The organism is Verrucomicrobiia bacterium (assembly GCA_023953615.1).
GTDB lineage: Bacteria > Verrucomicrobiota > Verrucomicrobiia > Limisphaerales > JADLHS01 > JADLHS01.
In genome coordinates this window covers 1282110-1306730 of sequence record JAMLJH010000002.1, presented here as the reverse complement: position 1 = coordinate 1306730, position 24621 = coordinate 1282110, and the positions used below count along the sequence as shown (strand labels likewise).

General features: G+C 59.1%; 19 protein-coding genes and 1 tRNA gene. 12 read left to right on the top strand and 8 right to left on the bottom strand.

All coding sequences use genetic code 11. The features are described from left to right. The first annotated feature begins 4 nt into the window (after positions 1 to 4). The gene (locus M9920_15830; GenBank protein MCO5053748.1) at positions 5 to 1069 is read left to right on the top strand and encodes an alkene reductase; all 1065 of its coding nucleotides are present in this window, start codon (positions 5 to 7) and stop codon (positions 1067 to 1069) included. A 12-nt stretch (positions 1070 to 1081) separates the two neighbouring features. Here the strand turns inward: M9920_15830 and M9920_15825 are convergent, their stop codons facing one another. Further along, complete coding sequence (locus tag M9920_15825; protein MCO5053747.1) at positions 1082 to 1828, bottom strand: ThuA domain-containing protein; 747 nt, start codon at positions 1826 to 1828, stop codon at positions 1082 to 1084. Between the two features lie 6 nt (positions 1829 to 1834). Beyond that, a complete protein-coding gene (locus M9920_15820) occupies positions 1835 to 3157 on the bottom strand; it encodes a Gfo/Idh/MocA family oxidoreductase (protein ID MCO5053746.1) in 1323 nt (440 codons plus the stop codon). Positions 3158 to 3356: 199 nt separating this feature from the next. Between M9920_15820 and uvrA the strand changes: the two genes are divergently transcribed. The 5 genes from uvrA (at position 3357) to M9920_15795 (ending at position 11613) form a co-directional block, all read left to right on the top strand. Then, entirely contained in the window at positions 3357 to 6350 is a 2994-nt protein-coding gene (gene uvrA, locus M9920_15815; protein ID MCO5053745.1) for an excinuclease ABC subunit UvrA, read from the top strand. 499 nt (positions 6351 to 6849) lie between these two features. Next, positions 6850 to 7146 carry a hypothetical protein gene (locus tag M9920_15810; protein ID MCO5053744.1) on the top strand — a complete coding sequence of 99 codons (297 nt, stop codon included), beginning with the start codon at positions 6850 to 6852 and terminating at the stop codon, positions 7144 to 7146. Between the two features lie 23 nt (positions 7147 to 7169). After that, the gene (locus tag M9920_15805) at positions 7170 to 8180 is read left to right on the top strand and encodes a UPF0236 family protein (GenBank protein ID MCO5053743.1); all 1011 of its coding nucleotides are present in this window, start codon (positions 7170 to 7172) and stop codon (positions 8178 to 8180) included. A gap of 143 nt (positions 8181 to 8323) precedes the next feature. Next, complete coding sequence (locus M9920_15800; GenBank protein MCO5053742.1) at positions 8324 to 8623, top strand: hypothetical protein; 300 nt, start codon at positions 8324 to 8326, stop codon at positions 8621 to 8623. A 332-nt stretch (positions 8624 to 8955) separates the two neighbouring features. Continuing rightward, positions 8956 to 11613 (top strand): tetratricopeptide repeat protein, encoded by a 2658-nt coding sequence (locus M9920_15795; GenBank protein ID MCO5053741.1) that lies wholly within the window; start codon positions 8956 to 8958, stop codon positions 11611 to 11613. 94 nt (positions 11614 to 11707) lie between these two features. Here the strand turns inward: M9920_15795 and M9920_15790 are convergent, their stop codons facing one another. Further along, a complete protein-coding gene (locus M9920_15790) occupies positions 11708 to 12925 on the bottom strand; it encodes an aspartate kinase (GenBank protein MCO5053740.1) in 1218 nt (405 codons plus the stop codon). A gap of 290 nt (positions 12926 to 13215) precedes the next feature. On the opposite strand from M9920_15790, the gene ispD reads away from it, so the two are divergent. The 5 genes from ispD to M9920_15765 all read left to right on the top strand — a co-directional run bounded on the left by ispD (position 13216) and on the right by M9920_15765 (position 18024). Continuing rightward, the gene (ispD, locus tag M9920_15785) at positions 13216 to 13911 is read left to right on the top strand and encodes a 2-C-methyl-D-erythritol 4-phosphate cytidylyltransferase (protein MCO5053739.1); all 696 of its coding nucleotides are present in this window, start codon (positions 13216 to 13218) and stop codon (positions 13909 to 13911) included. Positions 13912 to 13973: 62 nt separating this feature from the next. Next, on the top strand, positions 13974 to 14297 hold the full coding sequence (locus tag M9920_15780; GenBank protein ID MCO5053738.1) for a DUF485 domain-containing protein: 324 nt from the start codon (positions 13974 to 13976) through the stop codon (positions 14295 to 14297). A gap of 56 nt (positions 14298 to 14353) precedes the next feature. Further along, positions 14354 to 16459, top strand: a complete 2106-nt coding sequence (locus M9920_15775; protein ID MCO5053737.1) for a cation acetate symporter — start codon at positions 14354 to 14356, stop codon at positions 16457 to 16459. A 77-nt stretch (positions 16460 to 16536) separates the two neighbouring features. After that, positions 16537 to 16695, top strand: coding sequence for a hypothetical protein (locus M9920_15770; protein MCO5053736.1), 159 nt, complete (start codon positions 16537 to 16539; stop codon positions 16693 to 16695). A gap of 579 nt (positions 16696 to 17274) precedes the next feature. Next, positions 17275 to 18024: a GDSL-type esterase/lipase family protein gene (locus tag M9920_15765; GenBank protein MCO5053735.1), complete on the top strand. Its 750-nt coding sequence runs from the start codon at positions 17275 to 17277 to the stop codon at positions 18022 to 18024. Positions 18025 to 18144: 120 nt separating this feature from the next. Here M9920_15765 and M9920_15760 read toward each other — a convergent pair whose 3' ends face one another. The 5 genes from M9920_15760 to M9920_15740 form a co-directional block, all read right to left on the bottom strand. Then, positions 18145 to 19734: an aminotransferase class III-fold pyridoxal phosphate-dependent enzyme gene (locus M9920_15760; GenBank protein MCO5053734.1), complete on the bottom strand. Its 1590-nt coding sequence runs from the start codon at positions 19732 to 19734 to the stop codon at positions 18145 to 18147. After that, positions 19706 to 20935 (bottom strand): 8-amino-7-oxononanoate synthase, encoded by a 1230-nt coding sequence (locus M9920_15755; GenBank protein ID MCO5053733.1) that lies wholly within the window; start codon positions 20933 to 20935, stop codon positions 19706 to 19708. Before M9920_15755 ends, M9920_15760 begins: the two co-directional genes overlap by 29 nt. Before the next feature lie 161 nt (positions 20936 to 21096). Then, positions 21097 to 22308, bottom strand: coding sequence for an amidohydrolase family protein (locus M9920_15750; protein MCO5053732.1), 1212 nt, complete (start codon positions 22306 to 22308; stop codon positions 21097 to 21099). A 107-nt stretch (positions 22309 to 22415) separates the two neighbouring features. Beyond that, the gene (gene raiA, locus M9920_15745; protein MCO5053731.1) at positions 22416 to 22769 is read right to left on the bottom strand and encodes a ribosome-associated translation inhibitor RaiA; all 354 of its coding nucleotides are present in this window, start codon (positions 22767 to 22769) and stop codon (positions 22416 to 22418) included. A 208-nt stretch (positions 22770 to 22977) separates the two neighbouring features. Next, positions 22978 to 23066: transfer RNA gene (locus M9920_15740), tRNA-Ser, on the bottom strand. Positions 23067 to 23195: 129 nt separating this feature from the next. Here M9920_15740 and M9920_15735 point away from each other — a divergent pair. Then, entirely contained in the window at positions 23196 to 24551 is a 1356-nt protein-coding gene (locus M9920_15735; protein MCO5053730.1) for a glutamate--tRNA ligase, read from the top strand. The last annotated feature ends 70 nt before the right edge of the window (positions 24552 to 24621 follow it).

The window sequence follows — 24621 nt, the reverse complement described above, 5'->3', positions numbered from 1 at the left end:
GTGCATGAACGAGAAGTTGAAATTGCTCGAACCGGTTTCCTTGGGTGGTTTGAAGTTGTCCAATCGTATTTTCATGTCGCCGCTCACGCGTTGTCGCGCCGAATCAGGCCGTGTGCCGGGCCGTTTGATGCGCGAGTATTACACGCAACGTGCTGCCGCCGGACTCATCATCAGCGAGGCCACTTCCATCACTCCGATGGGCGTGGGCTATCCCGATACGCCGGGCATTTGGTCGCCGGAGCAGGTGACGGGTTGGAAGGAAATCGTGCGGGCCGTGCATGAGGCGGGCAGCAAAATGTTTTTGCAACTCTGGCATGTCGGTCGTGTGTCCGATCCCTTCTACTTGAACGGGGCGCTGCCGGTCGCACCCAGTGCCATCGCGCCGCAAGGGCATGTGAGTTTACTCCGGCCGCATCGTCCGTTCGTCACTCCACGAGCATTGGAACGAAGTGAACTGCCGGGCATCGTCGCCGCCTATCGCCAGGGCGCAGCGAACGCGCTCGAGGCCGGATTCGATGGCGTGGAAATTCACGGTGCGAATGGCTATCTGCTGGATCAATTTCTGCAAGACAGTTCGAACCACCGTACGGATGATTATGGTGGGCCAGTTGAGAATCGCGCGCGACTGATGCTCGAAGTGGCGGACGCGGTGATTTCGGTTTGGGGTGCGGATCGGGTGGGCATGCACCTGGCGCCGCACGCGCCGGAACACGACATGCGCGATTCCAATCCGGCCGCCACATTTGGTTACGTGGCGCGCGAATTGGGTCGGCGTCATCTGGGCTTCCTTTGCGTGCGGGAAACGCCGGGATCAAGTCGGCTCAGCGCTCAACTGAAACAGCAGTTCGGCGGATTTTATGTGGCCAACGACGGATTCACGCGCGCCACGGGAGAACAGATTTTGCGACAGGACGAGGCGGATGCGGTGGCGTTCGGTCGGTTGTTCATCGCCAATCCCGATTTGCCGTCGCGCTTTGCCAGGAACGCGCCGCTCAATCCGCCTGATCCGTCCACGTTCTTCGCTTCCGGTCCGAAAGGCTACACCGATTACCCGGCGTTGGCGGCTTGACGTCGGCGCATCTTATTCCGGAAGTCGGGCGGCCCAAGCACAACTGCGACGGAGGAGTTGAGGCACAATCGAATTGGTGAGAGCTTTCACGTCGTGGCCGAGCGTCGTCACAAAGACGCGGCCCTGACCGTATTCATGGACCAAGGCCATCGGATGGTTTTTACCGTCCACTTTCGATTTTGCTTCAGCCAGCACGTGGATCGGCGTGGTGCCGGTCAGGCAAGTGTAAAGCTCATCGTCCGTTTCAAAATCGTTCAATCCGCGGGTGATGGAATGATCCGCATCCACCAGGCGGACGGTGAAGCGGCCGCGCGGATCGTGCTGCGGTTTGTCCGGACCGGCACCGTGCCAGACGCGGCCCAAGATATTTTGAAATTCGGGCCACTCGCCATGCCACGCCCCGCAACTGAAGTGAACGCTCATTAATCCGCCACCGCGTTCCACATAACGCCGCAGATTCTCGCGCGCGGCCACACCGGGGCCGGGCACTTCCCAATTCTGAAAATTCAACAGCACGACGGCGTAGTTCGTGAGCGCCGCTGAATCCAGGTAGTGCGGGTCTTCCACGATGCGCACGTCGAGGCGTTGATCGGTCGCCAAAATCTGTTTCAACGCGGGGCTGGTTTCGCGCCAGTGATGACCTGGATAATCCACGCCGGTGACAATCAGGACGCGCGCTTGGTCCGCGGCAGGATTTGCAATCGCCGTCATCACGACGAGAAACAAAATCAATCGAATCAGCGGGAAGCGCAGGCTCATGTCGCCTCAAAGCAGTTGTGTTTGTCCGGGGATATAAACCGGATACGAACCGTCCGGGCCGGGTTGCACGGGTGGCGCCATGCCGTCGCGGCACTCCTCCGGTTTGGGCGCGTAAGCAAAATCCGACGCGTTGATTTCCTCCCAAGTTACTTGTTTGCCCGTGTAGCAGGAAATCTGTCCCATGATGGTGGTCAAGGTGCTGCGCACCATGTAATCGCCGTTGTTGATGGGTTGCCCGGAACGGATGGCGGCAAAGAGGCGATCGTGCTCCACCTGATACGGATCGCACTGGCCCTGCCAGCGCCAGTTTTTTTCGCCCCAGATCCGGCAGTTCGTCAGCGACGCTTTACCTTTCGAGCCAAGCACAATACTTGATGATTCATCGTAGCAACCGGTGGTGGTGCGGCAGAACGCATAGATGCGCACTCCGCTTTCCAACTCGTAAATCACCGAGTGGTGGTCAAAGACGTTGCCGTACTTGCCTTCGGTCATGGACGAGCGCCCGCCCAAGCCGTGGCATTGGAGGGGGACTTGTTCGCGCAACACCCAGCGCGCGCGGTCGAGATTGTGAACGAGCGATTGCGGGACGTCGTCGCCCGAGAGCCAGGCGAAGTGGTATTGCGTGCGGCATTGCCATTCGAGTTCGGTCAGCTCCGGAGGGCGTTCGGTGATGCCGTAGGGCGCACGCAGAAAATTCTCCTCGATGGCAATCACCTCGCCAATCGCGCCGTCGTGAATGCGTTGCACGGTTTCCGCGTAACCCGCGTGATAACGACTCTGCAAACCGGAGACGAGGCAGAGTTGCTTCTCCCGCGCGTGATCGCACGCTTGCTGCAATTGCTTGATGCCATACGGATCAATGCCGTGCGGTTTCTCGACGAAAACGTGCTTGCCGGCGGCGATGGCGGCCCGGGCGTGCAACGGATGAAATTTCGCCGCATTGGCGATCAACACCACATCCGCAGCGGCGATGACGTGTTGGTAGCTATCGAATCCAGTGAAACAATGATCGTCTCGCACCTGCACCTGATCCGCTTTGCCGTCTTTACTCAGTTCGGTGGTAATGGCCTGTCGCGCGTGATGGATTCGATCCAGGAAAATATCTCCCATCGCCACCAACCGGGCACCGGGATCGGCGCGCAACGCTTGAAAGCCGGCGCCGCTGTTGCGACCACCACAACCAATCAGGCCGACTTTGAGGGTATCGCTACCCGCCGCATGGGCAAAGCGGGCGACATCCAATCCCGCCAGCGTCGTGGCGGCCGCGGCAGTGGCGGAGGATTGGAGAAACTTGCGCCGGGTCAAATTCGGTTGGTCTTGGTTTTGCATAAAATCACAGCATCGGGTATTCAGGTTGGCCGATGGTTGCTGATGGGATTGGTTTGCGCAAGTCGCGAGAACCGTCGTGAAACCGGCCAGGGTCTTTTCACTTGAGTCAATTCTTTGCCAAACCGCCCGGTTAATTGCTTTCTTCGGTTTCCATTCTGGCCTAGGCTTGCCGATTGGATAAGGCAGGAAATCTGGGCTTATGAGTAAAGAATTCATCCGCATCGGCGGCGCGCGGGAGCATAATCTCAAGAATCTGACACTGGAGATTCCGCGCGATAAATTGGTGGTGATCACCGGATTGAGCGGCAGTGGCAAGTCATCGCTGGCTTTCGATACGCTTTACGCCGAGGGCCAGCGCAAATACGTGGAAAGTCTTTCCGCTTACGCGCGCCAATTCCTCGATCAGATGCAGAAACCCGAGGTGGATTACATCGAAGGTTTGTCGCCCGCCATCGCCATCGAACAGCGCTCGAGCGGAATGAATCCACGTTCCACCGTCGCGACGACCACCGAGATTTACGATTATTTACGTCTGCTGTACGCCCATGTGGGCCAGGCGCATTGCCCGGATACCGGCGATCCGATCGTGGCGCAAACCACCAGCGATATTGTGGATCGGATTTTAACTTTGCCCGAGAAGACGCGGGTCATGTTGCTCGCGCCAGTGGTGCAGCATCAAAAGGGGGAATTCCGCGACGTGATTGAGCGCCTGCAACGCGAGGGATTTGTCCGGGCGCGGGTGGATGGCGAACTGGTGGAGCTGACCAATCCGCAAGCGCGCATCAAATTGGACGCCAAACACCATCACACAATCGAGGCGGTGGTGGATCGGTTGGTGGTGGATGACAAGGTGCGCGTGCGCCTGCAAGACTCGGTGGAAACCGCTCTGCGCTGGGGCAATGGCGTGATGGTGACGCTGCATCAGATCGAAACGCGAGAGCCGAAGGCGCGACCCACCATGGAGGCGCGCCCCGCGTCCGCTCGTCCGGGTGACTGGATCGAAACGCTGCACTCGAATCGTTTGTATTCGCCGCGGACGGGGCGGAGCTATGAGAAACCGGGGCCGAAACATTTTTCCTTCAACTCGCCGACGGGAGCTTGTTCGGTTTGTCACGGGTTGGGGCAGAAGATGGTTTTCGACACGGGTCTGGTTGTGCCGGATGCGGACAAGTCGTTGGAGCAGGGCGCAATCCTGCCGTGGCGCCGCGGCGGCAAACGCATGATCGTCTATTACAAGTCCATGCTCAAAGCCGTGGCGGCGCATTATGGCGTGAGCTTGGAAGCGCCGTATAAAAATTTGCCGGATGAGTTCAAACACGTTCTGATGCACGGCTCGGGTGCGGTGGAAATCACCTTTCACTTCTGGCGCGCGGGCAAGTCGAGCATGATCCAGCGACCGTTCGAAGGCGTGCTGCCCAACCTCGAACGGCTCTACACCGAAAGCGAAAGTGAATTTACGCGCAAGCGGTTGAAGGCGTTCATGAGCCCACAGTTTTGTGATGCTTGTCAGGGCAAACGGTTGCGCCCGGAAATTCTCGCCGTGACCCTGGGCGATGGAGCGGCGGCCGAGCCGTCTCATTCAGCGCCTCCCGCCGGCACGAAATCGGTCGCCTCCGCGAAAGCAGCGCCGCCAAAAATTCCCGGCCTTTCCATCATGGACGTTTGTCGGTTATCCGTTACCAAGGCGGACGCGTTTTTCGCGCGGCTAACCCTGACGGATTTCCAGCGACGGATTGCGGGGGAGGTGGTGAAGGAGATTCGCGCGCGGCTGGGATTCTTGCAAAACGTCGGTTTGGGTTACCTCACGCTGGATCGCGAGAGCGGTTCGCTCTCCGGTGGCGAAGCGCAGCGCATCCGGCTGGCCACGCAAATCGGCGCCGGTCTCGTCGGGGTGCTGTACATTCTGGACGAACCCAGCATCGGCCTGCACCAGCGCGATAATGATCGCCTGCTCGCCACCTTGAAAGGACTGCGCGACCTGGGCAATTCCGTCATGGTGGTGGAGCACGATGCGGACACAATTGCCGCGGCGGATTACATTCTGGATCTCGGTCCGGGCGCCGGGGTGCATGGTGGCGAGATTGTGGCGGCGGGATCGCTCGAGGAAATCAAGCGCGCCCGCCGCTCGTTGACCGGTCGTTATCTCACCGGTGAGTTGAACATTCCCGTGCCCCAACAACGCAAGAAATTTTCGCCCGAGCGCGGCGCGATTGAAATTTTGGGCGCGAGCGAAAATAATTTGAAAGACATCAACGTGCGCATTCCCATCGGATTGTTCACCTGCGTGACGGGCGTGAGCGGTTCTGGAAAAAGCACCCTGGTGGATGACACGCTGCGCCGCGCCCTGATGCGGAAATTTTACGGCTCGAAAGAGCGCCCGGGCGCGCATCAGGAAATCCGCAACTACGAAGGGTTGGAAAAGATCGTGGTGATTGATCAAACGCCCATCGGTCGCACGCCGCGCAGCAATCCGGCCACCTACACGGGGATGTTCAACGCCATTCGCGATCTGTTCGCGCGGCTGCCCGCCGCCAAAGTGCGGGGCTATGCCTCCGGCCGCTTCAGTTTCAACGTGAAAGGCGGTCGCTGCGAGAAATGTCAGGGCGACGGCCTGATCAAGATCGAGATGAACTTCCTGCCGCCGGTTTATGTGACGTGCGAAAGCTGCAACGGCAAACGCTACAATCGCGAGACGCTGGAGATCGCCTACAAAGGATTGAACATTGCCGACGTGCTTAATCTCACCGTGGATGAAGCGGTGAATTTTTTCCGGGCCGTGCCGCAGATTCACGAGCCGTGCCTGACGCTGGCCGAAGTGGGTTTGGGTTACCTGCGCCTCGGCCAATCGGGCACCACCCTCAGCGGCGGCGAAGCGCAACGCGTCAAGCTGGCCGCCGAGCTGAGCCGTAAACAAACCGGGCGCACCCTTTACATTCTGGACGAGCCGACCACCGGACTGCACTTCCACGACGTCGCTAAATTACTGGAAGTTTTGTTCAAATTACGCGCTGCCGGAAACACCCTGCTCGTGATCGAGCACAACCTGGACGTTATCAAGATGGCCGATTGGATCATTGATCTGGGACCGGAAGGCGGCGAAGGCGGCGGCGAAGTGGTCGGGCAGGGGACACCCGAAGAGGCGATCACCTGGCCGCGCAGCCATACCGGATGCTATTTGCGCTCCGTCCTGTAGCGTATTTGGGAGGGACGCGTTCCCGCACGCCCCTGAACCACAACGAAGGCAACTGATAGGATGACAGGGCGTCGTCCGCACTGTCGCGCACGCACGTCCTCGGTCTGTTCGCGGAAACCATCGCCGTGGCACCGAACGAGTGTAACCCCATGAAGGTGGGGTCCGGATGGAGAATGGCGCCTCTGTCCGCAAGGTTTTGGACTGCGGCAGGCTTCTGCCGCTTTCCCGTTGCGGGCCGATGATTCCATAGCGGCAGCGGACTGCCGCAGTCCAAGACGCGGTCGCGCCGGTGCTCGCCCCGAACCAAGGGCGGTCGTCCGTTTGACCCAACGCTTGGCTTGTGGTTGGAAGGCCCGCTGCGTCATGTCGGCGGTTATAGGAATACTTAAAATGCTCGCTTTGGGAAGGGGTGTGATTGGAAGTGACGGTCAAAGGCTAATTTTTTGTAAGTGATTTAGCCCTGGCGCCTTGGAACGATTTTGTATATTTGAAGTGGTTCATGAACGATGAACGACCGAAATCCAAAAACGTTTCCCCTTCCCGCCGATCCCTGGAAGAGCGGTTGGCGCATCGGCCCGACGTGCTGGCACGGCTGCACGAACTGGCCGATACGCTCGACCAATCCGTCACCGACGACTGCACCGCCGATGAAGCCGAAGCGCGCGTGAGCGCGCAGGTGCGCCAATTGGCTCAGGAGCTTTTGGGCCAGTGGGCCCGCGAAGCCGAGGCCCACACCCAAGCCCAGGTGCCCCAGCGCCATCCGGATGCCATTCACTACGGTAAAAAAAAAGACTGACGTGGCAGACCACCTTTGGGTGGGTGGAAGTCCAGGAGACGCAATGGCGGCTGGGCCGGCGCGGCCGGTTGTTGCGCCCCTTCTGCCAACGGGCCAGGGTGAATCCGCGCGGCCGTTCGCGGCGGTTGCAACGGGCGCTGGTGGATTTCGGGGCCGAGGAAAGTTTTGCCCGCGCCGCTCAACGCGTGCGGGAACACTACGGGCTGGACGTGACGGCCACAGCGGTGCGCCAGCACACCTTGGCGCACGGGGCGCGGATCAGCGCCTTGGCCGTCACGCCGCCCAAACGCGCGGTCCGCACGCTGGTCACGCAACTGGACGGCAGTCTGATTCCCATCATGGTGCCGCCCACCCACAGCGAAGATCGTCGCTGCGGCAAACAACTCATCTGGCGCGAAGCGCGTTTGTGTCTGGCTCGGCCCAAAGACTCGGCCACGCCCTGCTACGGCGCCACCTTGGGCAGCGTGACGCTGGCTGGCGCGATGTGGCGGGCCACGGCCCAAGCCGCCGGGCTGGGCGCACGCACGCACGTCCATGGGGTGGGCGACGGGGCGGCCTGGATTCTCACCCAGTTCCAGGAACAGTTCGGCGCGCAAGGTGATTACTTGTTGGACTTCTACCACGTGAGCGAATACCTCGCGGCGGCCGCGACGGTGATTCACCCCAAAAATCCCGAACGCTGGCGCCGCCGCCAACAAAGCCGGTTGCTGGAAAACAAGGTGTCGGCCGTGCTGCGGGCGTTGACTGCGCACCTCGAACCCGAAGGCGTGCCGACCGCGCCCGTGCGGGCGGCGTACCGCTACTTGAGCGAACGGCGGGCGCATCTGGACTATGCGGGCGCACGGACGGCGGGACTGGAGATCGGCTCCGGCGAGATTGAAAGCGGCCATCGGCATGTGATTCAACAACGGCTCAAACTGGCGGGCAGTTGGTGGAAGGAAACCAACGCCGAAGCCATGCTAGGCCTACGCGTGGCCCGCGCCAACCAACTCTGGTCGCGCTACTGGTCCACGCCAAAACTCGGCCTCAATTGACCGTCACTTCCAATCACACCCTTTGGGAAGCCACAGCTTGACAAGTAGTTTGGACAACCTCAATTTACGGACACAATGATCACACGGCAAACAGGCCAATGCAACTGTGGATCACTTAACTGATAGGCATCATTCACACGCCCATGAAATCGAAGCTCCTTGTTTTGCTCGCGGTGATTGCGGCGCTCGCCGCCGGGTTCTTTCTTGGCCGTTGGCAGGCTCGCCACACCGTGGACAGTTACTTGGCCCAGATGAGTAGGCCAGAGGTTCGGCGTGCGACGGCTGATTTCTCGAAGGCGGCAGGTGTTTTGAAGGCCATCCGCACTGGCGATACAAACGAGGCGATTGAGACGCTGGAGAGTGAGTTGGACACGCAGATATTATGTATATCGGAGCAGTCACTGAGGCGACGCCGGTTGCGGAGCGAGACAAGCAGTGGTTGAGTCGACTTCGATGGTTGAGTGATTATCGAGCCACGCATCCGCGCAAGAGCGATCCGTTCATAGACGAGCAGGTCGCCCATTACTTGTCACTGGCGGAGACAAATCGATGATGTCTCATAAGAAACTAGGCGTCCATGCGCTGCCGCGCCCATGAAGGATGTCAAGCGGGTTGTGATTTTTCCGCCAAATTTTTTTGGAGTGAGTCGTCTGTCGCAAGGTTCAACCTCGCTCAAGTCTTGCCGTGTTGTGGAGCCGCGCGCGGTAAAAGTCGGCAAAGGGTGGTTTGATTTCCGGCTTTGCGACCGGGGCCAGCGCTCGTTACCATTCGCGCCATGAAATGTGGGTGGTTGTTGCTGTGGCTGGGATGTCTGCTGGGAAGCGGCGGCATCTCCGCGACGGCGTTTGCCGCCAGTGAAAAGCAGGCGTTCGATTCGGCCAGCGAGGCGTTCCGGATTGAAGTCTGGGATCGCGCCGAGTTCGAGTTCGGCGAATTCATCAAGGATTTTCCTCAATCCGAAAAGCTCTCCCAGGCGCTGCTGTTGCAGGCCGAGGCGATGTATCATCAGAAAAAGTTCAGCGAGGCCGCCGCCTTGCTCCAGGCGCAATTCGAGACGGCCGGTTCCGCGCAAGGTTCATTTTTGTATTGGATCGGTAACGCGCAACTGGCGGCCAAGCAATATCCGCAGGCCGCCGCGTCCTTTGGTCGTCTGGCGCGGGATTTTCCGCTCTCCACGCAACGGTTGGAAGCGGCAGTGAACGAAGCGGTGGCTTACGCGCAACAGACGAATTGGGCCGAGGTGGTGACGTTGTTGAAACAGCCGGACGGTCCGTTTCGCCAGGCGGAAGTGAGTGCGCGCGGCAGCGAGCTGGCGGCGCGTGGCTTCTTGTTGCTGGCTCAGGCGCAATTTGAATTGAAGTTGTATCCGGATGCGGAGGTAACCCTGCATAAGATTGCCGGAAGTCTGCAAGGCGAACTGGAATGGCAGCGCCTGGATTGGTTGTGCCGCACGTTGATGGCGCGGAATAATCTCGAAGCGGCCGCTACTGAAAGCGCGCAACTGGTGGCCGTGGCTGAAGGTTTGCCGCGGCGCGAGCGGTTGGCCCGCAGTGTCGCCCGGCGCGCCGATTTACTGGAACGCTTGCAGCGCAATGATGAGGCGATTTCGACGTGGGCACGAAATCTGACCAACACCCCGGCGGCGTGGGAGCGTCAGGCGTTAAGCCAGATCGTGGGGCTGGAATTGCGGCAGAATAAAATCGGCGCGGCGGCGCAACGATTGGAAGCGTATCTTGCGCAAACCACCAACGCGCCGGCGGCGGATGTCGCGTGGCTGACGCTGGGCGAGCTTTACCTGAAACAGCAGGTGGGACGGTTGCCGAGCGGCGAGACCAACGAGGTCCAGATTGATCGGCTGAGTCTGGCGACGAATTGTTTTCAGAAGGTCTTGCAGGAGTTTCCCCAGTCGAGTTACGCGGGCCGGGCGCGGTTGAATCTGGGCTGGGTTTACTGGGTGCAAAGCAATTATACCGCGAGTGCGACCGCGTTTGCGGCGGCGGCGGAACAATTGCCGGTATCGGAGGATCTGGCGGTGGCGAAGCTCAAATGGGCCGATGCCCTGTATCAACTGAAAGACTTTGCCGGCGCGCGAACCAATTACGAAGCCGTGCTGGAATTGCTGCCGCAGTGGCCCGCGCTGGATGCGGCGTTGCGTCCGCTGGCCAGCTATCAAGCGTTGCGGGCGGGGTTGGCGACTCCCGGAGCGACGGTTGCGCTCTCCACCGCCGAGGCGGCCATGCGGGGCATTTTGGAGGCCAATCCGGCCAGTGAGCTTGCGGCCAACAGCGTCCTGCTCGTCGCCCAAGCATATCTGGACGCGCACGACACCACCGAGGCACAGCGGATTTGTGAAGAGTTCGTGCGACGTTATCCACAATCGGAATTGCGACCGGAAGTGGAACTCATGATTGCCAAAATGCGCGAAGCGATCGGAGATTGGGCCGCCGTGTTGCAAGACTATCAGAAATGGCTGGAACAATTTCCGACCAATCGCCTGCGGCCGCAGGTGGAATTTCAAATGGCCCTGGCCACGGCGCGCAGCGGTGCGGAGACGAATGCGCTGACGTTGTTCACCAACTTTGTCGCGCAATTTCCCGGCAATGCGCTCGCGCCACGGGCGCAATGGTGGATCGCCGATTTCTATTTCGGTCGTGGTGCCTACAGCGAAGCGGAGATTCAATACAAGCAGTTGTTCCAGAACTGGAAGAACTCCTCGTTGACCTACGAAGCGCACCTGATGGCGGGTCGCGCCGCGCTGCCGCGCTCGCTGCCCGACGCGCTGGAGCATTTCAGCAACATCATGAGCGACACGAATTGTCCCGTGGCGTTGCGAGTGCAGGCGCTGTTCGCGTATGGCGGCGTGGCCATGAAAATGGTGCCGTCGGTGACGAATAAATTCGAGCGGTTGGAACAGGCGCGGCAGGCGTTTCAAGCCGTCATTACCGAATATCCCACCAACGAACTGGTGGCGCAGGCGTGGGGCGAGGTTGGAAATTGTTCGTTGCAATTGGCCGCCGCCGAACCGGCGAATTACCTCACCGCCTCCAACGCCTATCAGCAGGCGTTGACGATTCCGTCCGCCAATGTGGCGACGCGCAGCCAGGCGTTGAATGGGTTGGCGACCGTATTGGAGAAGCAGGCCGCGCTGCAAACTGACGGCACGCTGACCACGAACCTGTTGCGGCAGGCGCGAAACTACGACCTCGACGTTTATTGGGACAAACAACTCGCGGCGGGTGAAACCGCGGACCCGTATTGGAAAAAGCGCGCCGGGATGGAAGCCGCGCGATTATCGGAGAGCCTGGGAGATTGGCCGGTGGCGCTGGGGTTGTATCGGGATATGGCGCGATTGAACCTCTGGCCGACGGACCAGTTGGAGAAAAAGATCGCCAATCTCAGTCAACTGGTGGCGGAAACGACGAAGGCAAATTGAATCGGTTTCGCGCCGGGATGTCGGGAAGTTTTGACACCGATTTCCAACCTTAACCGCGCTGTTCCAGCATTGCGCGAATTACGCCGCGCACCGATCAGCCGATGAACGCTTGGTGGACGGCTTTTACCGCCTTGTCGCCTTGCGCGACGTCAATGATGACCGACACCTTGATTTCGCTCGTGGAAATCATGCCGATATTGACGCCCTCGTTGGCCAGGGTCTCGAAGAGTTTTCCCGCAATGCCCGAGTGCGACTTCATTCCGACGCCAACGATCGAGAGCTTGCCAATTTGCTCATCGGACAGCAGATCGCGAAAGCCCAGTTCCGCTTTGAGCTGGTCAATGACCTTCTTCGCCTTGGCCAGGTCGGGTTTGTCCACCGTGAACGAAAGGTCGGTGGCGCGCGAGCCGTTACCGTGCCCGATATTCTGAATGATCATGTCCACGTTGATGTTGGCGTCACCGATGGCCTTGAACACCTGCGCGGCGACGCCGGGTCGGTCCGGCACGCCGACGAGCGTGACCTTTGCCTGATTCTTGTCAAAGGAAACGCCGCGGACGACGACGTCTTCCATGCTTTTGGTTTCTTCTTTCACAATGGTTCCCGGGTTGTCGTTCAAACTGCTGCGGACTTCAAAGATCACCTTGAATTTTTTGGCAAACTCGACCGAGCGCGTTTGCATCACCTTTGCGCCCAAGCTCGCCAGTTCCATCATTTCGTCGTAGGAAATCTCCGGCAGTTTATGGGCGCCTGGCGCGAGCCGCGGATCCGCGGTGTAAACGCCATCCACATCCGTGTAGATTTGACACAGATCCGCTTTCAGCGCCGCCGCCAGCGCAATCGCCGTCAAATCCGAACCGCCGCGGCCCAGGGTGGTGATCTGACCTTCCTCCGTTTCGCCTTGGAAACCGGCCACGATGACGACGTTGCCGGCGTTCAAGGCCTGATGCACTTGGCGCGGCGTGATGTTGTGAATCTTGGCCTTGGTGTGAACGCCATTCGTCACGATGCCCGCTTGGGCGCCGGTCATGGAAATTGCCGGCACGTTCAGCGCCTGCAGCGCGATGGCCATCAAGGCGATGGTTTGTTGCTCGCCAGTCGCGAGCAGCATGTCCAGCTCGCGTTCGCTGGGCAGCGGCACAATGTCCTTGGCCAGTTTGATCAGGCCGTCGGTGACGCCGCTCATGGCGGAAACCACGACGATCACTTGTTCGCCGCGTTGTCGGTAGCCGGCCACGCGCCGTGCCACATTTTTAATGCGATCAATGTTGGCTACGGAACTGCCGCCATATTTCTGAACGATCAATGCCATAAGTTCGGAAAGGTCCGGCCGGATTGCGGGCGCGCCACCTCCCCAAGGGAGCAGGAGCGTAGCAAAAGGCGGCGGATTGAAAAGGGCGGAGTTGAAACACCCGGGAGCGTCGGCTTCCAGCCGGCGGAGCGCGACCGGTCCCCGGTCGCAGCGCGTGGCCAACAACGAAATCACTAAAAAACTCGACGGCTTCCGACATGCGGTGCGCTGCGGGCGGGGACCGCCCGCGCTCCGGGACGTATCTGACTTTGGACTTTGGACTTTGGACTTTGGACTTTAGACTCCGCGCCATGAACAGCGCCGTCATCGTCGCCGCCGGGAAGGGCACCCGCATGGGGCCGGACGTGGACAAACTTTTCCTCGTCGCCGCCGGGCGACCCGTCATCGCGCACACCTGGCAATGTTTCAACGACGCGCCCGGCATTGCCGAAATCATCCTCGTCGTGCGCGACGGAATGCAATCCGCCTTCGCCGAACTCGCGCAACAATTTAGTTTCACCAAACCGCATCGCTTGGTGGTCGGCGGCGCGGAACGGCAGGATTCCGTCTGGAACGGGTTGGTCGCGCTTTCGTCCGAAGCCGGGATTGTCGCCATTCAAGATGGCGCGCGCCCCTGCACCACGAATGAATTGTTGATGGCCACGATTGCCGCCGCGCGCGAGGTCGGTGCGGCGGTTGCCGCGCAACGCGTGACCGACACCATCAAGGAAAGTGCGGACGGCTTAACCATCAGCCGCAACGTGGATCGGACCCGGCTCTGGGCGGTGCAAACGCCGCAAACATTTCGCGTGTCGGTGATCCGCCGCGCCCTCACCGAAGTCCGCGCGCGCGGCCTGCAAATCACGGATGATACCACCGCCTGCGAACTCATCGGGCAACCCGTTCGCCTGGTAACCAACTCGATGCCGAATCCCAAAGTCACCCAGCCCGCCGATCTGCCTTACGTGGAATTATTGCTCAAGAATCGCCCGAGCAGCGTGAGTTAAGGGAGCGAGGGTGGATTACCGCTTGGAATTTGGTCGCCACTTCGTTAAAACCTTTCCGGCTCATGCAAACCCAGGTTCCGGAAAAATCGTCCGAAGTGCATGGCGAAGCATTTTTGCGTTCGCTGATGCGCAAACAACTCAAACTCTCCATCACCTGCGCCCTCGCGTTCCTGCTGGTCGTGTTGGGAATGCCGCTGGCGAATTATCTGGCGCCGGAATTGATGGCCACCCGCATCCTGGGTTTTACCTTGAGCTGGTTTTTGTTGGGCATCGGTTTCTTTCCCGCCGTGTGGATCATTTCGTTTTATTTCATCCGCCGCTCAATTGCGTTGGAGGAGGAGGAAGTGAAAGAAGTCAGCCACAGAGACACTGAGCCACGGAGATGAAAAATTCGCTTCGGCTTTTATACTCTGCACCTCTGTGACTCTGTGGCAAAACCATCATGAACATTGACTATTACATCCTCGCCTTCAGCGCCATCACGGTCGTCGTAACGATTTGGATGGGTTTCTGGGCGGCGAAGCAAGCCCGCACCGCCAGTGATTTCTTTGTGGCCGGTCGCAGCGTCAGCGTGGGCTGGAACGCCAGCGCGATTTCGGGCGAGTATTTGAGCGCGGCGAGTTTCATGGGCATCGCGGGCATGGTGATGTCGAGCGGCTACGACGCGCTGTGGTATCCGGTGTGTTACGCGTGCGGCTATCTATTTTTGCTGCTGTTCATCGCCGGGCCGTTGCGACGCTTTGGCGCCTACACGATTCCCGATTTCGCCGAAGGGCGTTACGACTCGCCGTTGTTCCGCAAGATCGCCGTGGTGTTCGTGTTGTTCATCGGCTTCTTCTACACGATGCCGCAGATGAAAGGCGCGGGGACGACGCTGGCCTACATCTTCCCGGGGTTGCCGTATTGGGCAGGCGTGGTGCTGGTGGGCGCGGTCATCACGCTCAACGTCGCGCTCGGCGGTATGAAAGGCATCACGCTGGTGCAGGCGTTTCAGTATTGGATGAAGATGTTCGCCATCTCCGTGCCCATCTTCGTGCTCATGGCGGTGTATGGGAGTTATGGGAAGCAACTGGAGCAAAACAATTATGGAATGTCCTCCCGTCAGATTCTCATGAAAGATTTGCCGTTGCCCGCAGGCATCCACGGTAAAGAAGTGAGCTTCAATTTTACAGCCGTTACATCTGATCAATTGTTGCAATTATACGCCGACCTAACCAAACGGACGCTAATTCCACCCGCGAAAACATTGGCCGCTGAATTAGATAGCTTGTTGCAAGGGAAACTTACCAAGCTAGGGCTAAATCGACCATTTTGGCCCACGAATTTGTTTGTTGGGAATTCTAGCTCTGGCGCTACAACGTCTCAACTTAAGGAGTATATCGAACAGTCGTTTGAGGCTTGTGACCTAAGTCTTGTAGCGGTAGGGGATGCCGCATTTCGAGTTCTTCCTAGTTCAGAGGTGCTTGCTGAATCAGTTGTCGTTCGCAAGCCACTTCCCGAAAAAGCCCCCGGCGATGCCACCTGGCTTTCCCCCTTTGGCCCGCTCACAACCAAAGCCGCCAAGGCCGCGGGCATCACCGGCGAGGCCGCCAAGCCCTATTCGCTTCTTTACACCTACTCGCTCATCATCGCGCTCATCTGCGGCACAGCGGGTTTGCCGCACATTCTGGTGCGCTTTTACACCAACCCCGACGGCGGCGCGGCCAAGCGCACCACCATGTGGGTGATGATTCTCATCGGCATCTTTTACGTGTTCCCACCCGTGTTCGGCGTGATGGGGCGCAATCTATTTCCCGAGCTGTATTCCGGCATTGGCGCGAAAGGCACGGACAAAATCGTCCTCGAACTGCCCCGTTTGCTGAATGAAAAATACGCGCCGCTCGGCTCGATCCTTTCGGGCATCACCTGTGCCGGGGCGTTTGCGGCGTTCATGAGCACGTTCAGCGGTTTGTTGGTCAGCATGACCGGCGCATTGGCGCATGATGTGTATGGGCGCATGTTGAAACCCAAGTCCACGCCCGAACAACGGATGCGGATGTTCAAGATCGCCTCGGTCTTGATCGGGGTGGTTTCCATTTTGCTGGGCAGCCTGGTGGAGCCGCTGGAAATCAATTTCATGGTGGGACAGGCGTTTGCCATCGCTGCGGCCAGTTATTTTCCGCTGCTGTTCATGTCGGTCTGGTGGCGCGGCATGACGATGAAAGGCGCGGCGGTGGGGATGTTGTCCGGTGGCATCTGCGCGCTCATTGCGGTCACCTTGACCAATCTGAGCAATCTCGCTTCGGACCCGGGGCCGATGGGGAAACTCTTTGCCGGGTTTGCCCCCATGAACGATTTCTGGGCGCAACATCCGCTGTTGCGGATTTTGTGTGAACAACCCGCCATCTGGACCGTGCCGCTGGCGATTTTGCTGATGCTGGGTTTGAGCCGGGCCACCCAGCGGGACGTGCCGGGCGACGTGCGCAAAAAGATGCTGGTGCTGCACGCGCCGGAAAAGCTGGGGCTGAAGCAGGAGTATATTCAGGAACAACAAGTCGGCGGCCATTGACGTGGCGGCGGGCTTCCCAGCCTGCCGTAGAGGGTGGCATCCTGCCACCCGGATGGGGCGTTATATGCTGAAAGCTCATGAGATTTTCGAATGCCATGATTTTGGAAGAGTTTGTTCCAACGGGGCTGGAAGCCCGGCTCTACGGCAGGCAAGATGCCTGCCGCCACAAGTCGGCGGCTATTAACGTGGCGGCGGATAGCGCCGTTCTGAGCGAAATACTCGATACCGTCCAATGATCGGCGTTGATACCATGCTCTGACAAAACCCGCCATTCATGATTGGATTGATCGTTTACGAAATGCCAAAGACCCGCCAGGAGCGAAAGGAATTTTCTACCGTCCCTGTGGGACTGGGACGGGTTATTGGCGCTGCGCCCAGCGCTAAAGCGCTGGGCTATTTTCAGGAACGAGGCCGCGCCCGATGAAACCGCAGCGAATGACAGAAGCGCATTTCTGAAAATAGCCCAGCCATTTATGGTTGGATTGATCGTTTACGAAATGTCAAAGGCCCGCCAGGGGCGAAAGGAATTTTCTACCGTCCCGACGGGACTGGGGCGGGTTGTTGACGCTGCACCCAGCGCTAAAGCACTGGGCTATTTTCAGGAACGAGGCCGCGCCCGATGAAACCGCAGCCAATGACAGAAACGCATTTCCGAAAATAGCCCAGCCATTTATGGCTGGGCAACTTGTCCAACCAGAATGAAAAATCTCGTCAGGGGCGAAAGAAATTCAATCCAACATCTCCGGCTCGTAAGTAAGAGCCAATCCCGCGCATTGACAGCGCGGCCTGACTCTCGGCATCCTGAGTTCTGCCAAATGAAAAAGATATTTCCACTCGTTGCTCTGCTTGCACTTATCGCTTCCGCGCCGACTTCCGGTTGGACCGCTCCCGATGATTCGGTCAATCCAGCCATCGTGCCCGTGTCGCGCACCGGCGGTATCACGAACCGCCAAGCCCAGGTAATTCAGCGCGCCAAGGATAATCCCGGTCCGTGCGACGTGGTGTTCATCGGGGATTCCATCACGCAAGGTTGGGAGGGCGCCGGCAAGGCGGTTTGGGAACGATTTTATGGGGCGCGCCGGTGCTTGAACTTTGGTGTCAGTGGCGATCGCACCGAGCATGTGCTGTGGCGCTTCGCCCACGGGCAATTGGATGGCGTGCAGCCCAAAGCGGCCGTTTTGATGATTGGCACGAACAACTCCAACAACAACAAGGACGGCACTGAGCAATACTCGGCGTCGCAGATTTTGGAAGGCGTGGTCACCATCGTGAAGGAAATCCGCGTTCGTTTGCCGAATACCAAGTTGGTGTTGCTGGGGATTTTCCCACGCGGCCAGACGTTCAACCATCAACGCGGCAAATTGCTGCAAGTGAATCAAGCGCTGGCCAAACTGGCGGACGGCGACACCATCCGTTATGTGGACTTTGGCTCGCAATTGATTGAAGCGGACGGCTCGCTCGCCAAGGAGATCATGCCGGATTTTCTACACCTGACGGAGAAGGGCTACACCATCTGGGCGCAGGCCATTGAGCCGCAACTGAAAGTAATTCTGCGTTACCAGTGAGGATTGGGGGCAAGCCCGCCAGCTCCGTGCGTGAAGTTAACACCGAACCCGGCTGGACTCATCCGTTTGATGAGCGTGGCTGCGCCGGGGTAAAAACTCCTGACGTTCCGCTGCGGCTGGCTATCGCAGCGTTTCGGCGATGGCGTCGTGCAGCGCGGCGATCATGCGTTTGATCTGCACGGCGGTCATGCAGTAGGGCGGCATTAACACAATGACGTTGCCCACGGGCCGGGTCAGAACCCCACGTTGCGCCATGGCTTCACAAACGCGGATGCCGGCCCGCTCGGCTAACGGATAGGGCGCGCGCGTCCGCCAGTTTTTCACCAGCTCGACTCCCGCAATCAAACCGACGCGCCGAATATCTCCGACCTGCGGCAGCGACCAGAGCGTTTCCAGTTCGGTGGCAAACGTCTGTTCCAGTCGCTTGCGGGCTTGGCGGGAAGCCGGCTGCCGCAAGAGTTCCAAACTGGCCAACGCCGCGCTCGCCCCCAGTTGGTTGCCGGTGAAACTGTGTCCGTGGAAAAAGGATTTGAACTCGTGATACTCGCCGAGAAAGGCATTGAAAACTGGCTGCGTGGTCAACGTGGCCGCCATCGGCAGATAGCCGCCGGTGAGTCCCTTGGCGAGACAAAGGAAGTCCGGTTGAACGCCCTCGTGATGGCTGGCGAACAGTGTAGCGCAGGCATCCTGCCTGCGGGTTGGCGGAACATCCTTGTTCCGTGACCAGGCGGCAGGGATGCCGCCTGAACTCTCAGGCTGGAAGCCTACGCTACCTTGGCCGGTGCGACCGAAACCGGTCATGACTTCATCCGCAATGAGCAGCGCGTCATGCGCGCGCGCAATTTCCGCCACGCGCCGTAACCAGCCGGTGGGTTGCGGAATCATGCCCGCGGCGCCTTGCATCAGCGGTTCAAAAACGAAGGCGGCATACGGGTTGCCACGCTTTTTTTGGGCGACGAATTTCCGTTCCACCTGGGTGACACATTCCCAGTTGCACTTCCGATAGGTGCGCGCGTCTGCGCGTTGCGGTTTGGCTCGGTTGAAACGACAGCGATAACAGGCCGGCGCCATTACTTGATCCGTCGGAAACAGCAGACCGCCGTAGGTTTTGTGAAAGAGATCAATGTGTCCGAGCGAAACGGCTCCGACGGTGTCGCCGTGATAAGCGCCGCTCAAGGAAAGGAAGCGAGGTTGTGGGTTCGCTTTCTGCGCGGATTTGCGCGGCGTGGCGTGACCGCGCGTGCGCCGGGTAAATTCGTAGGCGAGTTTTAAGGCGACTTCCAACGCGGTTGAACCGTTATCACTGAAAAACACTTTTTCCAATTTAGGATTTGCGATTTCAGATTTACGGGTCGTCTTGTTTTTCGGGCCATGAATCGGAAACCGCGAATCGCAAATTTTATTGGCCAACTGCACCAGTTCCGCCGCCAGCAAGCTTGCCGGTTCATTGGCGAAGCCCAGCGCGGAACTGTGCGCGATTTTGTTCAGTTGCCGAATGATTGCCGCATTGATTTTCGGATGCCGATGGCCGTGCAGATTCGTCCAGATGGACGAATTGGCATCGAGATATTCGTTGCCGTAAACGTCGCGCAGCATTGCTCCCTTTCCCGACGTAATGACAATGGGTTCGCGCTTGAGCCAGTCGCGCATCTGTGTGAACGGATGCCAGACGTAAGCGCGATCAAGTTGAACAAGCGGGGCGAGAGACATTTTGAAATTCCAAAGGGTGAGGTGAAAGTGCGAGCAACGCCTGGCTCAGGGCGTGGATTTGCGCCGTCGTGTGAGCGGACGTCACGGTGACGCGCAGTCGCGCCGCGCCGCGGGCGACGGTTGGATAGCGAATGGCTGGAACGAAGAACCCGCGTTCCCGCAGCGCCTGGGCCGCGTTCACCGCCGTTGCTGCATCGCCGAGAATGATCGGAATGATGGCGCTGGTGGTTTTCGATTTTCGATTCCCGATTTCTGATTTGAACTCAGCCACACGCGTCCAAAGTTGCTCAACCAATTTTTGTCCAGCATCGGATTGAACCAGTTTTATTCCTGCCATCGCCGCCGCGGCGGCGGCAGGCACGGGCGCGGTGCTGAAAATAAAACTACGGGCGCGATTGATGAGAAAATCAATCAAGGCGCGCCGGCCGCAGATGTAACCGCCACTCGCGCCCAGCGCTTTGCCCAGTGTGCCCATCTGGATTTCGATGCGGTCACTCACGCCCAGTTCTTCCGCCACGCCGCGACGATTCGCGCCGTAAAGTCCGGTAGCGTGCGCTTCGTCCACCAGGAGCCACGCGCCATATTTTTCCTTGAGCGCGACCATTTCGCGCAGCGGCGCGGCATCGCCGTCCATGCTGAAGACACTCTCCGTGACGACGAGCATGGCCGATGGCTGATGGCTGACGGCCGATTCACGTTGGTGCGCCCACTTCAAAATATCTTCCAAGTCGTTCAGGTCGTTGTGGGCGAAGACGCGGAGTTTGGCACCGCTGAGCTTGGCGGCATCCACCAGACACGCATGAACCCGCTTGTCCAGAATGATGATGTCCTTTGGCCCCAGAAGCGCGGTGATGGTACCGAGCGCGGCGGCGTAACCCGTGGCAAAGGTCAGCGCCGCTTCCGCGCCTTTGAACGCGGCCAACGTCGTTTCCAATTCATGAAACGGAGCGAGTGAACCGCAGATCAACCGCGAAGCGCCCGCGCCCGCGCCAAATTTTTCAATGGCTTTGATGGCGGCTTCCTTCAGGGTCGGGTGGTTGGCCAGCCCCAGGTAATCGTTCGAGGAAAAGTTCGTCAGCGTCCGCCCGGCGATCTCGATGCGCGGGCCTTGGGGAGAATCCACGCGGCGCAATTCGCGGAGCAATCCGCTGGCGCGGATGGCGGCGAGGCGTTGCTGGAGTTCGGCGTCAAGTGATGACACGGGGGTAATTTACGATTTACGATTTGCGATTTGCGAGTCCAAATGCGGAGACGGAGCGCGACTGTTCCCCCAGTCGCAGCGTGGGAGAATGCGGGGACTTTGGGAGTTTTGTAAGGTTTTCTAGCGGCGACGCGCTGCGGACGGGGACCGTCCGCGCTCCGTCAATGCGGGGCGATGGTCCAGGTGCCGTTGATGAGGCTGGCGGAAATGTCGCCGCGATGATGCAGAACAGCTTCGGGTACGTCCGCGAGTTTTTCGCGGCAGGGAATCGCGATGACATCCGCGAACGCACCCGGGGAAAGCGCACCGATCTTTCCAGTCAAGCCGAGGGCGTGAGCCCCATTCACCGTGACCAGGCGGAGCAGGATGGCGGGTGAGACGCGCGGATGTCTTCGCGCAAATGCGCGCATTTCCGCGAACAAGTCCAACGTGGGCAATTGCCCGCGTTGTTTACGGATGGTCGCCAGACTATCGGTGCCGAGACAGACATTGATGCCGGCGGCAATAAGTTTGGCGAAAGGAAATTTTTCATGGCTGAAAAACTCATGACTGCGTGGACAATGCACCACACTCGCTCCACTGCGCCGAAGCAGGGCGAGGTCATGGTCGGTGAGATGGTTTGCGTGGGCCGCGAGAAAATTGGCGCGCAACAAACCCGCGCGGTGCAGATGTTCCACCGGCGAACAATTGCCCCAATCGGTTTCATTCCGCAGTGAGCCGAGCCAATCAAACATCGGACCGCGGTGGGCGGCAAACATGTCGAACTCTTCCGCCGATTCCGCGACGTGCGTGGTGACTCGCCAACGTTGACGTCGAGCCACGCGCGCGGTGTGTTCCAACAAACTGGTGGTGGTGGAGTAGGGCGCATGGGGCGAAAATCCGGCGAGTTGTGATCGCGCGTGGAGAGCTTTGATTTTTCTGGCGGTGGCGGCGACGAGGTATCCCGGACTTTGCCGGGACTTTATCCCGGTCATTTCCAGAAAAGCAAACACGCGCAGGGCGGTTGGCGACGAGGGCAACGTCGCTTGTGAGATGATATCCGCCACGGTGGTCGTGCCGGTGCGAATCAACTGCGCCGCTCCCTGCCGCCAGGCGGCGTTGAATCCGGCCCGAGTCGTTGCGCTTTTGGCGGCAATGATCTCTTTCAACCACGCGGTAAAATGGCGGGTGGGGGCGAACTTTCCGGCGAGATGCGTATATTCAAGATGACAATGCGCATTGATCAAGCCGGGCAGGATGATCGCCTCGCCCAAATCCTGAACCGCTGCACCCGGATATTCGCGCCGAATGGTTTGCCAACGACCGACCGACTGAATTTTTCCGCCCAAGACCACCACCGCCCCATCGGCGATGATCGGGTGGCTGATCGGCATGACGAGCCGACTGCGCAGAATGAAGGGTCGCCTTCCGCGAAGATCAGATTGCGTCAGAGCCACAGTCAGTCGGAGCGCCGCGGTCTTGGCGAAGCGCGGGCGCCGGTTTACAAGCCGCGTTCCTTGAGCTTCTGCTTGGATTTGGACGCCTGGATGTGATGCTTGGTTTTGACCTTGCCCTGGCGTTTCCGAAACTGACTTTCAATCTTTTTGACGGCGAGATTGATGGCCGCATAGAGATCGGCTTGGCGATCCTGGGCGAACAGGTCCGGCCCGCGGACGGCAATGCGCACGGAGCAGCCAAACTGCTTGGCCGGCGCGCGCGTGTGATCGTGGTCCAAGGTCACCCGCGCATCAATGATCCGTTGGGCGAAATGCTCGAGCTTTTCGATTTTGGAAACCACATGGTTTTCGATGGCGGCGGTCAGCGTCACGCTATGCGGGATGATGATCAATTTCATGCGCCGCCAAGATGCCGCGCCGCGCCGCGAAAATCCAGCCAAAGAATTTCATCGGAAAGAAAAATTGCATTTGGTCAAAAGAAACATGTGCGCGGATGGCCTCGCGTTGTTTGCTGGCTTCCCGAACTGGGAACGGTTTCGTGACTTTGCGGAGCTTGGATTTCGGGAGTCGCTTCGGCAGTCACCAGCAGGATCGCGCTACGAAAAGTGGCGGAGAGAGGGGGATTCGAACCCCCGGTAGTGTTTAGCTACTCACGCTTTCCAGGCGTGCGCCTTAAACCACTCAGCCATCTCTCCGCCAAGCACCGCCAACAGTGATTGGTTACGCGCTTTCCGGCAATCTTTTTCTCCCGCGTGTCATGCCGCTCATGGTTTTCATTTTCCATTCGGCGCCGTTTATGGTCTGCTGTTCACCGTTGAATTGATATGAAACCACGAGTTCGTTTCGCTCCTTCACCCACCGGTTACCTGCACATTGGCGGCGCACGGACCGCGTTGTTCAACTGGCTCTACGCCCGGCACACCGGCGGCACGTTTGTCTTGCGCATCGAGGATACCGACGCGGCGCGCAATACGCAGGAGGCGGTGGACGCCATTCTGGGCGGTTTGCGTTGGTTGGGATTGAACTGGGATGAAGGTCCGCTGACCGGCGCGGCAACGGGGCCGGCCAAAGGCGATCGCGGCCCGTATTTTCAATCGCAGCGGCGCGAGAATTATCAGCGGCGCGTGGAAGCACTCCTGTCGCGCGATCTCGCTTACGAAAAGGAAGGGGCGATCTGGTTCCGCATGACGCGCGAGCCGATTCTCATTCCCGATCTTGTGGTGGGCGACGTGTTGCGGCGGTTGACGGATCGCGAGGAACTGGACCCCGACTGGGTGCTGGTGCGCCGGGATGGGCAGCCGGTGTTCCACTTTGTGAACGTGGTGGACGATTTGGAAATGGGCATCACGCACGTCATTCGCGGCGAAGATCACTTGAGCAATACCGCCAAGCACATCGCGCTGTTTCGCGCGTTCGGCGTCGAACCGCCTCAATACGGGCACATCCCACTCATTCTGAATCCCGAAGGCTCGAAGATGAGCAAGCGGGATCAGGGCGCGTCACTTGACGCTTATATCGCGCAGGGGTTTTTGCCCGAGGCAGTGAACAATTATCTCTGCCTGCTCGGCTGGTCGCCCAAGGACAACACCGAGAAACTCCCGTTGGCGGAAGTCGTGGCGCGCTTTGATCTGCCCCAAATCCTCCGGCACAACGCCAAGTTTGATTACGAGAAACTCATGTGGTTGCAGGGCGAGTATTGTCGGGAGCTGCCCGAGGATCGGTTTTACGAAATGTCGGTTCACGCGCTGGCCAAGGCCGGAGTGGATACCGACCGCTTTGACGTGAAGTATGTGAAAGCCGCGCTCGACACCTGCAAAGGCAAAATCAAGACGTTCGGTGAACTGCCGGCCTATGGCGGATTTTATTTCAAAGACGAAATCACCTACGACCCCGAAGCCGCGAAGAAAAGTTTCGTGCCCGAGAATAAACCGCGCCTGGAAAAACTCCGCGCCGCCTTTGCCCAATTGACGACGTTTGACGCCGCCACCATCGAGACAACGCTGAAAGCGACCGCGACCGAACTCGGCATCAAAGTGGGCGTCTTGGTGCATCCCACGCGCCTGGCCCTCACCGGCAATCCCAATGGCCCGAGCCTGTATCATTTGCTGGAAGTCATCGGGAAGGAGAAAGCGCTGGGGCGGATCGAGCGCGCGGTTGCTGAATTTCCACCCGCGGTTTAATCCGCTGTCCGGCTTCATCGAATGACGGATTTCGTGTGATTGAGGGTCGTTAAAATTCTATTGCCCAAAG

What these genes read in the sequence shown, in the direction of transcription:
- M9920_15830 (MCO5053748.1), top strand. Translation starts at nt 5, where the DNA reads ATGAACGAGAAGTTGAAATTGCTCGAACCGGTTTCCTTGGGTGGTTTG.
- M9920_15825 (MCO5053747.1), bottom strand. Translation starts at nt 1,828, where the DNA reads ATGAGCCTGCGCTTCCCGCTGATTCGATTGATTTTGTTTCTCGTCGTG.
- M9920_15820 (MCO5053746.1), bottom strand. Translation starts at nt 3,157, where the DNA reads ATGCAAAACCAAGACCAACCGAATTTGACCCGGCGCAAGTTTCTCCAA.
- uvrA (MCO5053745.1), top strand. Translation starts at nt 3,357, where the DNA reads ATGAGTAAAGAATTCATCCGCATCGGCGGCGCGCGGGAGCATAATCTC.
- M9920_15810 (MCO5053744.1), top strand. Translation starts at nt 6,850, where the DNA reads ATGAACGATGAACGACCGAAATCCAAAAACGTTTCCCCTTCCCGCCGA.
- M9920_15800 (MCO5053742.1), top strand. Translation starts at nt 8,324, where the DNA reads ATGAAATCGAAGCTCCTTGTTTTGCTCGCGGTGATTGCGGCGCTCGCC.
- M9920_15795 (MCO5053741.1), top strand. Translation starts at nt 8,956, where the DNA reads ATGAAATGTGGGTGGTTGTTGCTGTGGCTGGGATGTCTGCTGGGAAGC.
- M9920_15790 (MCO5053740.1), bottom strand. Translation starts at nt 12,925, where the DNA reads ATGGCATTGATCGTTCAGAAATATGGCGGCAGTTCCGTAGCCAACATT.
- ispD (MCO5053739.1), top strand. Translation starts at nt 13,216, where the DNA reads ATGAACAGCGCCGTCATCGTCGCCGCCGGGAAGGGCACCCGCATGGGG.
- M9920_15780 (MCO5053738.1), top strand. Translation starts at nt 13,974, where the DNA reads ATGCAAACCCAGGTTCCGGAAAAATCGTCCGAAGTGCATGGCGAAGCA.
- M9920_15775 (MCO5053737.1), top strand. Translation starts at nt 14,354, where the DNA reads ATGAACATTGACTATTACATCCTCGCCTTCAGCGCCATCACGGTCGTC.
- M9920_15770 (MCO5053736.1), top strand. Translation starts at nt 16,537, where the DNA reads ATGAGATTTTCGAATGCCATGATTTTGGAAGAGTTTGTTCCAACGGGG.
- M9920_15765 (MCO5053735.1), top strand. Translation starts at nt 17,275, where the DNA reads ATGAAAAAGATATTTCCACTCGTTGCTCTGCTTGCACTTATCGCTTCC.
- M9920_15760 (MCO5053734.1), bottom strand. Translation starts at nt 19,734, where the DNA reads ATGTCTCTCGCCCCGCTTGTTCAACTTGATCGCGCTTACGTCTGGCAT.
- M9920_15750 (MCO5053732.1), bottom strand. Translation starts at nt 22,308, where the DNA reads ATGCCGATCAGCCACCCGATCATCGCCGATGGGGCGGTGGTGGTCTTG.
- raiA (MCO5053731.1), bottom strand. Translation starts at nt 22,769, where the DNA reads ATGAAATTGATCATCATCCCGCATAGCGTGACGCTGACCGCCGCCATC.
- M9920_15735 (MCO5053730.1), top strand. Translation starts at nt 23,196, where the DNA reads ATGAAACCACGAGTTCGTTTCGCTCCTTCACCCACCGGTTACCTGCAC.